Source organism: Sphingobium sp. L-44 (assembly GCF_056859495.1).
The window spans coordinates 1-12565 of sequence record NZ_JBSXOQ010000070.1; the positions used below are offsets into that span (position 1 = coordinate 1).

Consider the following 12565-nt stretch of genomic DNA (forward strand, 5'->3'; position numbering starts at 1 on the left):
CGCTTTTGGATCAGGGCAGGCATGCCTGCCCTGATCCAAAAGCAGCCGGCTTTTCTCACAAAGGCCGGACCAGTGTTGGGGTGAGGGTCATCGTGGTCCAGACTATCATAGTCTCTGGGCCACTCAGCGGGGGGCAGATCAGACTCGAAGAGCAGCGATGATATCCGAGGCTCTGGGACTCGCGTTATACGCACTTCGACTGAAACCAGCCCACACAGCCGATCGCGCAAAGTCTAACTAGCTCGAGCCTTGAGTTTGCGGGATTAGCGGATCCGGCTGCGCTTCTGGCCGTTGAACAGTCATCTGACCAAGTCAAGACATCATTTCCAAAGGAGTCGCCATGTCGCTCAACGGCCGTACGATCGCCGTTCTTATCGCTCCGCGCGGTACAGAAGAAGTGGAATTTGTGGAGCCCATGAACGCACTTAGGAAGGCCGGAGCGTGCGTCAAAGTGATCGGCCTTCAACCTGGCCAAGCGCGCACCAATGTTAATGATCTTGATCCTGGTGGCGAGTATGCCGTCGATACCGTATTTTCTGAGGCGGATCCGGCTTCATTTGATGGCTTGGTCATTCCCGGCGGCAGTGTCGGCGCCGACAAGTTGCGCGCGAGCGCCGAGGCGATATCCTTTGTCGAAGCAATTTTCGGTGCTGGAAAAACGATCGGTGCGATCTGCCACGCGCCATGGCTCTTAATTGAAGCCAAGATCGCTAAAGGCCATTCGCTCACCTCCTTCCCGTCAATTAAGACGGATATCCAGAACGCTGGCGGCCTTTGGGTCGATGAGAAGGTAGTGATCGATGGCCAATGCATCACCAGCCGCAGTCCTGAAGACCTGCCGGCATTCTGTTCTGCGCTCATCGAGGCATTTGCCGATACGCCATCGCGCTTGACAGCGCGGGACTGATTCTGAACGGGCGGAAATGCAGCCGCCATCGATATTTCAACAGGGTGAGGGTCTATGATGTTTCGTAAGAAGACCGCGCGGAATCGCGCTTTTGGCAAGTCTTATGATGAAGCGATGCAGGATGCAGTGAAGATCGGGATTGCGGAAACCGCAGCGCGCGCAGCCGTCACAGCTACGGTCACCTTCGCGGTCGGGTGGCTGCTCAAGCGGACTTTCGAGAAGACGGTGGCGCAGAACGCGCAATCCGCCTGCAAGACCAAGCCATCCATGGCGACAAATAGCCCTGCGGTGAGTTACAAGCAGACGCGGAAGCGGCCTGACGCCGATAATTCAAACGCTCCCTGAGGCAAGGCTTGGTATCCTCCATATGACCCAGACAGTCCGAGGCATAATACCAGTGGGAAGGCCGTAACGAAATTTGCGGATGAAGATATTTCTTCGGATACAAAACGCGCCTGCAGTAGTTATTTTTTTAGCAAGTCATTGATTTGCGGCCCCCCTAGCCCTGCATCGGAAGATGCAGGGTTTTTACTTCTGTGTTTGTGTCGCAGCCTCTCCATCGATCTCGAAGCGCTCGCCTGATACCACTTGCGAACGTGGCAATCGCGACCTCCACCGCTCGGTCGCCGCCAGCCCTGTCCGCACGAGTTCAAGCGACCCTTTGCGCTCGACCCTGTTCTGGTGATGTGCGAATGCATGACGATCCAATCTGCAATGCTGGACATGACGATGGTGTTTGCCGATTTTCTGCGTAGTCGCAGGCGTAATCTGCTGAGTGCCCAAGACCTTGGAGCACTTGAGGAAGCGGTTGCCGATTTAAGGACATTGCCTGCCCGCAAGACCTTTATATCTCGCGATCAAAATGTCAGCATGAGTACCTATCTCATCGAAGGTATGATGTGCCGATACATGGATGACAGGCAAGGAGAAAGGCAACTCGTTGCGGTGCATGTGGCTGGCGATTTTGTCGACCTCCATGGCTACCCGCTGGGTCATCTTGATCATGACCTCGCGACACTGACCGCCTGTAAGATAGCGTTAGTGCCTCATGCTGCTCTCGATCAACTCGTCGCGACGCGCCCGTCACTCACGAAATTGCTATGGTTCAGCACGCTGCTTGATGCCGCCATGCATCGCGAGTGGATATTTCGTCTCGGTCGTCTCGATGCGATTGCGCGGGTCAGCCACTTCTTTTGCGAGACCGAAGCGAAATTGCGAGCGATCGGTCGAAGTGATGGAGCGCGTTTTGCTCTTCCTATGACCCAAGCCGATTTGGGAGAAGCATGCGGCATAACGTCCGTTCACATGAACCGCATGCTGCGTGAACTCAAAGATCGCGATCTCCTAGCAATCCACCGCCATGATGTTGAGATCCGTGATCTGAGAGGTCTGGCGCGGTTGGGTGAATTTGACCCTGCCTACCTGTTCCTCGACGAGCAGGACTGACGGAACCGCCGCTGGTGGCATATCGTTCTTGTGTCCTTGAGAAGGAGCAGAGCCGTTATGCCTACCCCAGGTATCCATGAAGAAGCCGGCATTGCCTCAGCCCACGCCGGATTGATCATGCTGGATGGACCGAACGGTATTGCAATAACGCTGACAGCCAATGCAGCAGAGGGGACGGGCCTTTCTCTTCTGCGTGCCGCCGAAATAGCGCGTGAGCAAGTGGCTGCAGGCGAAGACAAGGATTTTCCTGAAGAATGAAATTCTCCTGATTGATCTAAATCAATACTAAAAATCATTTCGGTATTGGATTGTATTTTTTATTATTGCTGCAATGCAACTTTAGGCATTTGCGGGGCTTTACTTTGCGGCTCGTGTGCAGGGGGATGAACGAGGCCTATCTCCGGTAGAGGATAGCCGCATGAAGATCGCTCAAATCGCTCCCCTTGCTGAAAGTGTGCCGCCCAAGCTTTATGGGGGTACCGAACGGATCGTCTCCTATCTCACAGAGGCGTTGGTGCATCAGGGGCATGAAGTGACCTTGTTCGCGAGCGGCGATTCGCAGACATCGGCTGAGCTTGTTCCGATTACGCCGGCGGCGCTGCGACTGACCCCGGGTATCGTCGACACCATACCTTATCATATGATGATGCTGGATGCGGTGCGGCAAAGGGCCGACGAGTTTGATGCGCTCCATTTCCATATCGATCTGCTGCATCTGCCCATGATCCAGGATTTTATCGGACGAACCGTCACGACATTACATGGTCGACTGGACCTTCCCGATCTGCCGCCATTCTACCGGTGTTTTGGCGATCACTGTCTCGTGTCGATCTCCGATCATCAGCGCCAGCCCATGCCACCGGTCAATTGGGGTGCGACCATCTACCATGGTCTGCCGGTCGATCTGCTGCAGCCCAGCCTCGGCGCCGGTGAGGGGTATCTCGCTTTCCTCGGGCGCATTTCACCCGAGAAAAGACCAGACCGCGCCATTCGCATCGCAGCCCGGGCCGGCATCGAACTGCGAATTGCCGCAAAGATCGATGCTGTCGATAGGGGGTATTGGGAAGAGGAAATCGCGCCCCTCATCAAACTCTATCCCAATATTCGCTTCATCGGCGAGATCAACGAACAGCAGAAAGCGGATTTTCTCGGGGGTGCAAGGGCCTTGCTCTTCCCGATCGACTGGCCCGAGCCTTTCGGTCTTGTAATGATCGAAGCAATGGCTTGTGGGACACCGGTCATTGCGTTCCGATGCGGATCGGTGCCCGAGATCATCGAGCATGGGCGCTCGGGTTTCATCGTGGACAGCGAGGACCAGGCGGTCGAAGCGGTGGGCCAACTTCGTCACCTTGAGCGCGCAAGGGTGCGTGGCGCGTTCGACGCACGGTTCACGGCTGGCAGGATGGCCGCAGACTATGCCGCATTATATCACAGGCTGCCGGGCGCCCGTACGGATGCCGCCTGGCTGCGTCGCCAGCGCGGCGAGGAGTCGGAATTGCAGATCGTCGCATAGGAGTCGCCATGTCGCTGACCCAACCGCAGCCAGGGGTGCCGGGCATTGCAGGAGGACAGGCGCTGTCACAGGCGCAAACCCAGTTCTTCATCCCTGCTACCGCTTCATTGCACGAGCGTCGGCCACGCACGCTCAAGCATGGAGACAGCTTTGCCGTCTTTGACCATAGCGGCGACGCCATATCCGGACCTGGCAGTCCCGAGGGTTTCTATCATCGCGATACGCGCCACCTTTCGCACCTTTATCTCACGGTCAACGGCATGCGCCCGATACTGCTGAGTTCGGCGCTACGCGACGACAATGCGATGTTGACCTGCGATCTGGCCAACCCGGATTTCCTCGGATCAGACGGCCGCGTCGAAGTGGAGCATGATCTGATCCATCTGCGTCGCAGCCGCTTCCTGTGGGAAGGCGCGATCTACGAACGGATCATTGTGCGCAATTTTGACATTGCAGAGCGCCGGGTATCCGTGGGCCTCTCCTTCGCTTCCGATTTCGCGGATCTGTTCGAGATACGGGGCATGACAAGATTGCGCCGTGGTACCATGCACGAGCCGAAGGTCGAAGAGGCCGATGTCCTGCTGGGATATAAGGGGCGTGATGGCCTTGAGCGGTCGACACATCTCCATTTTGATCCCGCGCCAGCCCAGCTGACGGCCGAGCAGGCGCTATTCGATGTCTCTGTTGCTCCCGGCGGTCGATGCACATTGTTCGCACGTGTTGCCTGCGAACAAATGAGCGAAGTTGATCAGCCCCTGCCCAAGCTGTTCCTCAAATCCCTGCGCGAGGCCATGCGTGCGCTGCAGGTTTCACGCCGCCGCAGTGCGTCGATGCGATCGTCCAATGACCTCTTCGATGCTGTGACGCGACGTTCGGTATCCGATATCTCGATGCTCTCCACCGGTACGGAATATGGTCCATATCCCTATGCAGGCATTCCCTGGTTCAGCACGGTTTTCGGCAGGGATGCGCTGATAACCGCACTCCAGACGATCTGGATGGACCCGGCTATCAGCCGAGGCGTGCTGGGATATCTCGCCGCGCACCAAGCGACGCATTTCGATCCAGCCGCCGATGCCGAGCCAGGTAAAATCCTGCATGAAGTGCGTCATGGCGAAATGGCCGAACTGGGTGAAGTTCCTTTCCGCCATTATTATGGCAGCATCGATTCCACGCCGCTTTTCGTCATGCTGGCCGGTGCATATCTGGAACGCACAGGAGACCTTCAGTTTCTCGCCGGAATATTACCCAATATCGAGTCTGCATTGCAGTGGATCGACAATCATGGCGATCGCGATGGCGACGGCTTCGTTGAATATGGACGACTGACGGATCAGGGGCTGCAAAATCAGGGCTGGAAAGACAGCCATGATTCCATATTCCATGCTGATGGCAGTATTGCCAAAGGCCCGATCGCTCTCGCCGAAGTTCAAGCCTATGTTTATGGCGCGTGGCAGGCGGCGAGCAGCATTTATCGCGCAACAGGTGATCTGGATCGCTCGGAAGCCTATCTCGCTCGAGCCGTCGATCTGCAGGATCGTTTCGACGCGACTTTCTTTGACGCGGAACTGGGAACATATGTACTTGCGCTCGACGGGCAGAAGCAGCCCTGTCGCATTCGCTCCTCCAACGCAGGCCATGTTCTTTATACTGGTCTGGCTCGAACAGAGCGCGCACCTATGGTTGTGGCGACATTGATGGCGCCCGCCTCATTCTCCGGTTGGGGTGTGAGGACGATAGCGTCGACCGAGAGACGCTATAATCCCATGAGCTATCATAATGGGTCGATCTGGCCGCATGACAATGCGCTGATCGCCGCGGGCTTTTCGCGATATGGCTTTCAACGTCAGGCGGCGCAGATTTTCGAAGGCCTCTTTGCCGCTGCAACCTATGTTGATCTCCTGCGCCTGCCGGAGCTGTTCTGTGGTTTCCCGCGGCGGCGTTCGCAGGGCCCGACCTTCTATCCGGTCGCTTGCAGCCCCCAGGCATGGTCGGCAGCGGCTCCCCTGTCGCTCATCCAGGCCAGTCTGGGACTGGGGTTCAACGTGTCGTCCAACGAAATCATCTTCCGCCAACCGACCTTGCCGACATTTCTCGACAGTCTTTTCATCGCGTCGCTTCCATTGGGGGCGGGAGAAGCGGATATCATGCTCGACCGCCTCGGAGATACGGCGGTCGTCAAGCCGCAGCATCGTGACAGTCGGGTGAGGATCGTCACCATAGCGTGATCATCCTGTTTGCCCCAGGCGCAGAGATGAGCCGGATGGCAGAGGCCGATTGTCTCCCCCCGTACAAAGCGCCAGCCGGGCTGCGCATGTCAGTTATGAGCGATCGGAATTTGAATGATATCACGCGAGCGTATCGACAATGGAGGATTGATCCTCTTCATCGCTGTCTCGACGGTCGGACTTGCTCTGATCATTTCGGGTTTCATCTCGGCATTGCTATGGGCGGCTTTGGCAGCCTTGCTGTTTCAGCCGCTTTACAGGCATATTCTGATCGATTGTCGCGGACGACGTAATCTGGCGGCAGCGCTGACGCTGCTCATCATCATCATTGCCGTCATCATGCCGGCCCTGATCATCGGAAGTCTCGTTGTCGAGCAGGCAAGCGGCGTTTACGCAAAGATCAGAAGCGGCCAGATCGACTTCGCAACCTATTTTGGTCAGGTTCATGCTGCCTTGCCGATGCGCATGCAACATTGGGTCGAGAATGCCGGCTTTGGTACGTTCGAACGGGCGCAGGCAAAAATTTCTCAGGCGTTGAGCGCCAGCGCCAGCATGTTGACGCAACGCGCTCTGACGATCGGCGCGGATGCGGCTGCTTTCGTACTCTCCTTCGGTGTGGGTCTCTATGTGAGCTTCTTTCTCCTGCGCGATGGGGAGGCGCTAGCACCCCAGATCATCAAGAGATTACCTCTCGAACACGCCATATCCCATCGGATCGCAGCGCGCTTCGTGATCGTTGTTCGAGCGACGATTAAGGGATCGGGAATCGTTGCCCTGGCGCAAGGCTTTCTGGGCGCCGCTACTTTCTGGATAGTCGGCATGCCGGCCGCCCTCTTATGGGGGGTGCTCATGGCGATTGCGGCCCTGCTGCCAGCGATCGGGCCTGCGATAATATGGCTTCCTGTGGCGACCTATCTGCTTGCGTCGGGTGATCTTTGGCAGGCCATCGCCGTGATCGCTTCAGGCGTCTTCGTGATAGGTCTTGTCGACAATCTCCTGCGGCCAATGCTCGTTGGTCGAGACACCGGGCTGCCGGATTGGCTCATATTGGTGACGACTCTGGGCGGAATCGAGACGCTTGGCCTTAGCGGTATCGTGGTGGGGCCGATCGCTGCGGCATTCTTCCTCACGGGATGGGATATATTGTCAGAGCAAAAAGGCGCTACCACGTGCGACTGAAGCGTGGATGGCCAGTCCGCGCAAAGTGCCCGGAAACACGAAATCGAACTGGTGGAACGATCAGGCGATTGCCGCATTGTCGGCAGACCAAAGGCGCCGCATTCAAGGTCTCCGATCATGTTCAAATATGTTGCGATCAGGCAGGAGAAGGGCCGCTGGCATGTCAGTGCCGAGAGTGGGCGGGTGGGAGATCCTGTTCTCAATCTCGAAAATGGGGGCTACGCCTCTCGCATGGATGCCCTGCAGGCCGCTATGATCTACGCGAAGGACAATCGCCTGGATATCGTCGAGATGGCTCTTTGACGCGAGCGGGACGCTGGCGCGACCGCGTCCTCAAACAGGCATTGGTCGTTCAAAATCCTGTTTCCGGTCTCGCGCAGCCCGAGCAAGTCAGAACCGATATCTTCAATGTTGGGAGCGATGGTGACATGAGCATAATCGCTCATTTTTCGATCTTGTTCATACCCCTTACGGCGCGAAAGCGCAGCCATTCGTCGCACCCACATGAACAAGCAACACCCAAGCTTTGGTGCGCCATCTCGATATCATCGGGGACCAGGCATGGTTCCTAAGTCGATCCTCTTGCCACGAAATGGGTGGGTGCCAAATAATCCCGTCCTGCCGGTCAAGCTGTATATCGAAGTGGAGCCAAGGGAGCGGACGGATCTGGCCGAAACTTTCGAGGCACGCTTTCACAAGCATGGCTGGGAACCCGAATGGCGTGATCAGATCTACGATTATGATCATTATCACTCGACCGCACATGAGGTGCTGGGGATGGCATCGGGTCATGCCATTCTCGCGCTTGGAGGATCCAAGGCATTTGAAATCAAGGTCAGAGCCGGCGACGCGTTGCTGCTGCCTGCTGGAACCGGGCATCGCGCAATTGAGCAGAGCCGGGACTTTCTGGCAGTAGGTGCATATCCGGCGGGACAGAACTGGGACATTTGTTGCGTCGCGCCCAGCCAGACGATGCTGGATCGGATCAACAGCCTGGCTTTACCGAAATATGATCCGGTCACCGGAAGCACATTTTAGCCGCCAGCACCGCCGGCCTGCAGCCTGATAACGCTCAACAAGTGGATGCTCAAGATGGACCATTTCAGACATTGGGGCGTTCATTGCATCAAGGAGAGATTAAGCCGATGCACCTTCCCCCCGTCATGCATTTCGTTGAGACGCTACCCGCCCCGCTGCCGCAGATAGGCATGTTTTCAGATGCGGAAGAGCTGCAGCTTTCGGATGACCATATGCCGACCCGGTCTGCCACCGGACAATATGTCGCAATGGGTGGCGCGATGCTGCTGGCTGCGATGCTGCTGGCACGTGGGCTGCGGTAAGGGCCGGCCGGTCAACGTCTCCGAAATCGTAAACAGGAGCCCCTACATGCTGTGGACAATTCTTCTCGTTATCCTGATTCTATGGGTTCTGGGCGCGTTCGTCATCCCGATCGGGGGTGGTCTGATCCATCTCCTCCTGGTTCTCGCCGTCATTGTTCTGGTCTATCAGTTCGTCACCGGACGACGAGCCTGACCGGCCTGACCGAGCGCGTGAAAACCCATGCCAATTGCGATCGGAGATGACGCGATCGGCCAAGAGGAAGACTGGCATGCCGCACAAGGATGTTCGAGCCGTAAAGACAGCTAAGAAAGCCGGAGATAGAACGGAGAATATGGGTAGCTGCGGCACGGCGCAAAGTCCGGTTTCTGCAATCGAACAGTCGCACGGGACCTCCAAGCGGGCAAGGCCAATTCTGACGCTTGCGTTCACCGCACTCAGGCGCACCTAAGCTACGCCGTCGCGCAAAGGAATCTAGAGCGGCGTGTATCCACATCGTGGCTATCGCGCGCTCCGGCTTGTTGCCGGCCAGCTGACGCGCACATGGTCCCGGTAGACCGCGACGTGCATCAAGTCCGCCTCCTGGCACACATGCTCAGTCATGCCGACGCACCTGAAACTCTTCGCGAAATCGCACTGATCGAGATCAATGTCAGCCGATTGCCCAGGAACGGCCTGCCTGGCCAGGGATTGATCTTGGTGTTGGGTGGCATCTGCCCCTGGCAGAATTGGAGAGTATCATGAGCATTGAAGGTAAGGCCAAGGAAGCCGCCGGTTACGTGAAGGAAGAAGCCTTCGAGCACGGCAAATCGCCTGAAAGCCAGAAGAAGGCTCAGGAAGGTCGGGATCTTCGCAATGAAGGTCGAATCGAAGACGGCAAGCCGCCGAAGACCGACAAGCCCGGCACCGGCGACTGACAATCTTCAGGGTCAGAATGCGCCGCCCCAGACGGGGCGGCGTTTTTCGTTGGCACTCAAAAGGCAAACCGGACAATGTCCATCATAGTACTCAGCAAGGAGCGAACATGGCAGAGCGTCTCACCATGCAGGATCCACGCACGCAATATCCCAGGCCGCCATTCCCCGAGCAACCGCAACCTGCTCCGGGCATCGCCGCGAACATGAATCCAGAACCTGATCATGGCGAGGACAGCTATGTCGGTTCAGGAAAGCTTAGCGGCCGCAAGGCGCTCGTGACCGGTGGCGATAGCGGCATCGGGCGGGCTGCGGCCATCGCCTTTGCGCGAGAGGGCGCCGATGTCGCCATTTCCTATCTTGCGAGCGAGGAAGCTGACGCAAGAGAAGTGATCGAGCTGATCGAACGAGAGGGGCGCAAGGCCGTCGCGCTACCGGGTGACATCACCGACGAGAGCTGTTGCCACAAGCTTGTCAATGAGACGCTTTCCGGTCTCGGCGGGATCGACATCCTCGTCATCAATGCTGGCCACCAACAATATCGCGATGACGTCACGGCCGTGAGCTCGGAAGATTTTGATCGCACACTCAAGACCAATCTCTATGCCATGCACTGGATTACGCAGGCGGCGGTTCCCCATCTTCCAGCTGGAGCATCCGTGATCACCACAGCATCGGTGCAGGCCTATGAGCCATCGGCTATTCTTCTGGACTATGCCACGACCAAAGCAGGCATTGTCGCCTATACCAAGGCGCTTGCAACGCAACTGATCGAGAAGGGTGTCCGAGCCAATGTGGTCGCGCCCGGCCCATTTTGGACCGTACTGCAACCCAGTGGGGGGCAGCCGCAGGAAAAGGTCAAAAAGTTCGGGGAACAGAGCCAGTTCGGTCGTCCTGGCCAGCCTGTCGAGATCGCGCCGATCTATGTTCTTCTTGCCTCTCAGGAAGGCAGCTACATCACTGGCGAAGTGTATGGCGTGACTGGGGGAGCAGGTATCGCTTGACCATGATATGGCCCCACTTAGCGCGGGGCCGGGTGGTAACGAATATTTGGGAAAGTTCCGGAAAATCGAAGTCAGGTGATCATTAACCGGTTCGTCAACCGATCGTTGATTCCATGATCATCAGTGAAGAATGCGCTGCAACGTCGGGATCAACCACATATGCAGTGCCGGCTTTAAAATGAGAGGCGCGGCCGGATGCTTCGCAACGGCGGGGTGATCGAATGACGCAGAACAAAATAGATAGGGGATGTCGTAAAGCTCGAGATCGTCTGCCAGGAGACCTACATCCTCTCTCTTCAATCGTATATCCAGAACCGCTCCCGCAGGCATGTTTCTAGCCACTGCCTCGACACCGTCGGACAAAGTGGCATGGGGGCCATCTACAACATAATGGGCTTGCTCGAGCATTTCGACAAGGAGTTGTGCGATGACGGGATCATCCTCAACCACCAGAATGGATCGGTTCATCATGCCACTCCAAGATGAGCGCGATAGCGGCTGAAACAGCGTGCGCCGCAATATAACCGGATAAGCGCACCTTCCGCCATTGCTGTCGCCCGGCGAGGATCCTCTTCGACAAGCGGTCGGATAGCCTCATCATTCCAGTCTCGGCTATGCTTCACGTCGAGAACGGCATGCAGATCGAAATATCGGCGCTCCGAGCCTGAAAGACCAATGCGGCGCAGGGCCTTGGCGGTATGAGCCGAGCGATCGGGTGCCGTAAGTTCGATCACGCCCAAGGCGCCTACGCTATGCCATGCGTAGCATCGCGAGGCCGCCATCGCCGTCATCGCATTTGCGAGGGCCAAGCTCTCCCAGACGGTGTTATGAATCTGAGTATCGAGTTCGAGTATTTCGATCAGCTGACCCAACATCGGACCGTGCATTCCCTTGGGATTGCCGCGACCCATCTCATCCCAGTAATTGCGTGCCAGCTCTAGCTTTGCTCGTGCGGGCAGCTTGACCTGCGTCATTGCGACGAGATCGTCAAATCCTGCTTCGCCGGCCGCCTCCTGCGACAGGAACCATCGCAATTCATCTCTGTCGGCCTCTTCCGCGAGCCAAGGGAATAATCGGTCATGTTGCCCAGGCCCTGTCGCCTTGAGCCCTTCAAACCACACGATGAATCCCTGTGGATCTGTTGGCGCTTCTAATGCCTCCCTGGATACCTGTGAGCGCAACTCTTCCATGAAAGCATGCTCCAAGCGCAGCATGCTTCGATCTCGATCGAGCTGCGAAGGCGTCACTGTATCAGGAAAATCAGGTGCGAGCCGCTGTCTGTTCCAACAGCTCAGCTCCTCCTGAAAATCCTGTTGAAGAAATTGCGAGCGCCAATGTTCAAGCTGGGTGGCCACGACGAACCTCTCTGTTTCTCGTATGACGAGAGAATACGGAAGGGCGCTGCTCGTTCCTGAAAATCAGATTAAACAGGATCAAGGTTGTTGTCGAAATGGATCAGGGGAGCAAATTGAGTTCAGTCAGCATCGCTTAATATCCGTTGCGTCGCGCTCGTGCCGTCCGAATTCGCACACGGAGGCGTCCTATGGAGCATTATGTCGAGCGCACCTTGCTCAACGAACTGGTCGAAGTTGCAAAGAAGCTGAAAGAGTGCCTGGCGATTTTGGATGCGCGCGCGAAGAAGCGGACGAAGCGATAAACGTCTGTCACGCGATTGAGACGCTGATCGGTGCGCCCTCCACGATGAAGCAGTGGCATGATGACCGACTGAAGCCCTGACAGATCAAAAGGCGAGGGTTAGGAGCAGGCTGTGAAACCTTGCGGCCGATGATCAGATCATCACGGCGGCCAGGAAGATTGCCTGGGCATTTAGAACGAGCGATGACCGATCGCGATCGTATTGGTAGTCGGGTTTCAAACGATCGCCTCAAAAATACCCGGTCACGTCCGTCAATGTGGTGTAATTTCGGTGCTGGCCATCGGGCTGCATTTTCAGGCGGCCTTGGGTGTAATCTGTAGCGGCTGAACCTCCTCGGTTATGGGTGTGGCAAGGGCGGCCATGCCCTCGATCTGCATGT

Annotated in this window: 15 protein-coding genes; 13 read left to right on the top strand and 2 right to left on the bottom strand. The window is 56.9% G+C overall.

Features of this window, described 5'->3' with window-relative positions; translation table 11 throughout:
• Nucleotides 1-340 precede the first annotated feature (340 nt).
• From AC13EK_RS07160 to AC13EK_RS07220, 13 genes are all read left to right on the top strand, one after another.
• Entirely contained in the window at nucleotides 341-907 is a 567-nt protein-coding gene (locus AC13EK_RS07160; RefSeq protein ID WP_063976883.1) for a type 1 glutamine amidotransferase domain-containing protein, read from the top strand.
• Nucleotides 908-961: 54 nt separating this feature from the next.
• Nucleotides 962-1252 carry a hypothetical protein gene (locus tag AC13EK_RS07165; RefSeq protein WP_017503095.1) on the top strand — a complete coding sequence of 97 codons (291 nt, stop codon included), beginning with the start codon at nucleotides 962-964 and terminating at the stop codon, nucleotides 1250-1252.
• A 384-nt stretch (nucleotides 1253-1636) separates the two neighbouring features.
• Complete coding sequence (locus AC13EK_RS07170) at nucleotides 1637-2353, top strand: Crp/Fnr family transcriptional regulator (RefSeq protein WP_026109599.1); 717 nt, start codon at nucleotides 1637-1639, stop codon at nucleotides 2351-2353.
• A 57-nt stretch (nucleotides 2354-2410) separates the two neighbouring features.
• Nucleotides 2411-2611 (top strand): hypothetical protein, encoded by a 201-nt coding sequence (locus tag AC13EK_RS07175; RefSeq protein ID WP_080727390.1) that lies wholly within the window; start codon nucleotides 2411-2413, stop codon nucleotides 2609-2611.
• Nucleotides 2612-2771: 160 nt separating this feature from the next.
• Complete coding sequence (locus AC13EK_RS07180) at nucleotides 2772-3866, top strand: glycosyltransferase family 4 protein (protein WP_017503093.1); 1095 nt, start codon at nucleotides 2772-2774, stop codon at nucleotides 3864-3866.
• An 8-nt stretch (nucleotides 3867-3874) separates the two neighbouring features.
• Nucleotides 3875-6094, top strand: coding sequence for an amylo-alpha-1,6-glucosidase (locus AC13EK_RS07185; protein ID WP_063976882.1), 2220 nt, complete (start codon nucleotides 3875-3877; stop codon nucleotides 6092-6094).
• A gap of 114 nt (nucleotides 6095-6208) precedes the next feature.
• A complete protein-coding gene (locus AC13EK_RS07190) occupies nucleotides 6209-7273 on the top strand; it encodes an AI-2E family transporter (protein WP_063976881.1) in 1065 nt (354 codons plus the stop codon).
• 117 nt (nucleotides 7274-7390) lie between these two features.
• Nucleotides 7391-7576, top strand: a complete 186-nt coding sequence (locus AC13EK_RS07195) for a hypothetical protein (protein WP_063976880.1) — start codon at nucleotides 7391-7393, stop codon at nucleotides 7574-7576.
• A 258-nt stretch (nucleotides 7577-7834) separates the two neighbouring features.
• Nucleotides 7835-8311 (top strand): hypothetical protein, encoded by a 477-nt coding sequence (locus AC13EK_RS07200; protein WP_063976879.1) that lies wholly within the window; start codon nucleotides 7835-7837, stop codon nucleotides 8309-8311.
• Nucleotides 8312-8418: 107 nt separating this feature from the next.
• Complete coding sequence (locus AC13EK_RS07205) at nucleotides 8419-8613, top strand: hypothetical protein (protein WP_063976878.1); 195 nt, start codon at nucleotides 8419-8421, stop codon at nucleotides 8611-8613.
• Nucleotides 8614-8659: 46 nt separating this feature from the next.
• A complete protein-coding gene (locus AC13EK_RS07210) occupies nucleotides 8660-8806 on the top strand; it encodes a lmo0937 family membrane protein (RefSeq protein ID WP_017503455.1) in 147 nt (48 codons plus the stop codon).
• Between the two features lie 545 nt (nucleotides 8807-9351).
• Nucleotides 9352-9528, top strand: coding sequence for a hypothetical protein (locus tag AC13EK_RS07215; protein WP_007711008.1), 177 nt, complete (start codon nucleotides 9352-9354; stop codon nucleotides 9526-9528).
• 107 nt (nucleotides 9529-9635) lie between these two features.
• Nucleotides 9636-10529, top strand: coding sequence for an SDR family oxidoreductase (locus AC13EK_RS07220; RefSeq protein ID WP_026109678.1), 894 nt, complete (start codon nucleotides 9636-9638; stop codon nucleotides 10527-10529).
• Nucleotides 10530-10649: 120 nt separating this feature from the next.
• On the opposite strand, the gene AC13EK_RS07225 is transcribed toward AC13EK_RS07220, so the two are convergent.
• Entirely contained in the window at nucleotides 10650-11000 is a 351-nt protein-coding gene (locus tag AC13EK_RS07225) for a response regulator (protein WP_017503453.1), read from the bottom strand.
• Nucleotides 10997-11884 (bottom strand): iron-containing redox enzyme family protein, encoded by an 888-nt coding sequence (locus AC13EK_RS07230; protein WP_017503452.1) that lies wholly within the window; start codon nucleotides 11882-11884, stop codon nucleotides 10997-10999. The genes AC13EK_RS07225 and AC13EK_RS07230 overlap by 4 nt, the downstream gene beginning before the upstream one ends.
• Nucleotides 11885-12565: the final 681 nt, after the last annotated feature.

Bases quoted from the DNA above. Each gene is read 5' to 3' on its own strand.
- AC13EK_RS07160 (WP_063976883.1), top strand. From the start codon at position 341: ATGTCGCTCAACGGCCGTACGATCGCCGTTCTTATCGCTCCGCGCGGT.
- AC13EK_RS07190 (WP_063976881.1), top strand. From the start codon at position 6,209: ATGATATCACGCGAGCGTATCGACAATGGAGGATTGATCCTCTTCATC.
- AC13EK_RS07195 (WP_063976880.1), top strand. From the start codon at position 7,391: ATGTTCAAATATGTTGCGATCAGGCAGGAGAAGGGCCGCTGGCATGTC.
- AC13EK_RS07200 (WP_063976879.1), top strand. From the start codon at position 7,835: ATGGTTCCTAAGTCGATCCTCTTGCCACGAAATGGGTGGGTGCCAAAT.
- AC13EK_RS07165 (WP_017503095.1), top strand. From the start codon at position 962: ATGATGTTTCGTAAGAAGACCGCGCGGAATCGCGCTTTTGGCAAGTCT.
- AC13EK_RS07185 (WP_063976882.1), top strand. From the start codon at position 3,875: ATGTCGCTGACCCAACCGCAGCCAGGGGTGCCGGGCATTGCAGGAGGA.
- AC13EK_RS07215 (WP_007711008.1), top strand. From the start codon at position 9,352: ATGAGCATTGAAGGTAAGGCCAAGGAAGCCGCCGGTTACGTGAAGGAA.
- AC13EK_RS07180 (WP_017503093.1), top strand. From the start codon at position 2,772: ATGAAGATCGCTCAAATCGCTCCCCTTGCTGAAAGTGTGCCGCCCAAG.
- AC13EK_RS07175 (WP_080727390.1), top strand. From the start codon at position 2,411: ATGCCTACCCCAGGTATCCATGAAGAAGCCGGCATTGCCTCAGCCCAC.
- AC13EK_RS07205 (WP_063976878.1), top strand. From the start codon at position 8,419: ATGCACCTTCCCCCCGTCATGCATTTCGTTGAGACGCTACCCGCCCCG.
- AC13EK_RS07170 (WP_026109599.1), top strand. From the start codon at position 1,637: ATGGTGTTTGCCGATTTTCTGCGTAGTCGCAGGCGTAATCTGCTGAGT.
- AC13EK_RS07220 (WP_026109678.1), top strand. From the start codon at position 9,636: ATGGCAGAGCGTCTCACCATGCAGGATCCACGCACGCAATATCCCAGG.
- AC13EK_RS07225 (WP_017503453.1), bottom strand. From the start codon at position 11,000: ATGATGAACCGATCCATTCTGGTGGTTGAGGATGATCCCGTCATCGCA.
- AC13EK_RS07210 (WP_017503455.1), top strand. From the start codon at position 8,660: ATGCTGTGGACAATTCTTCTCGTTATCCTGATTCTATGGGTTCTGGGC.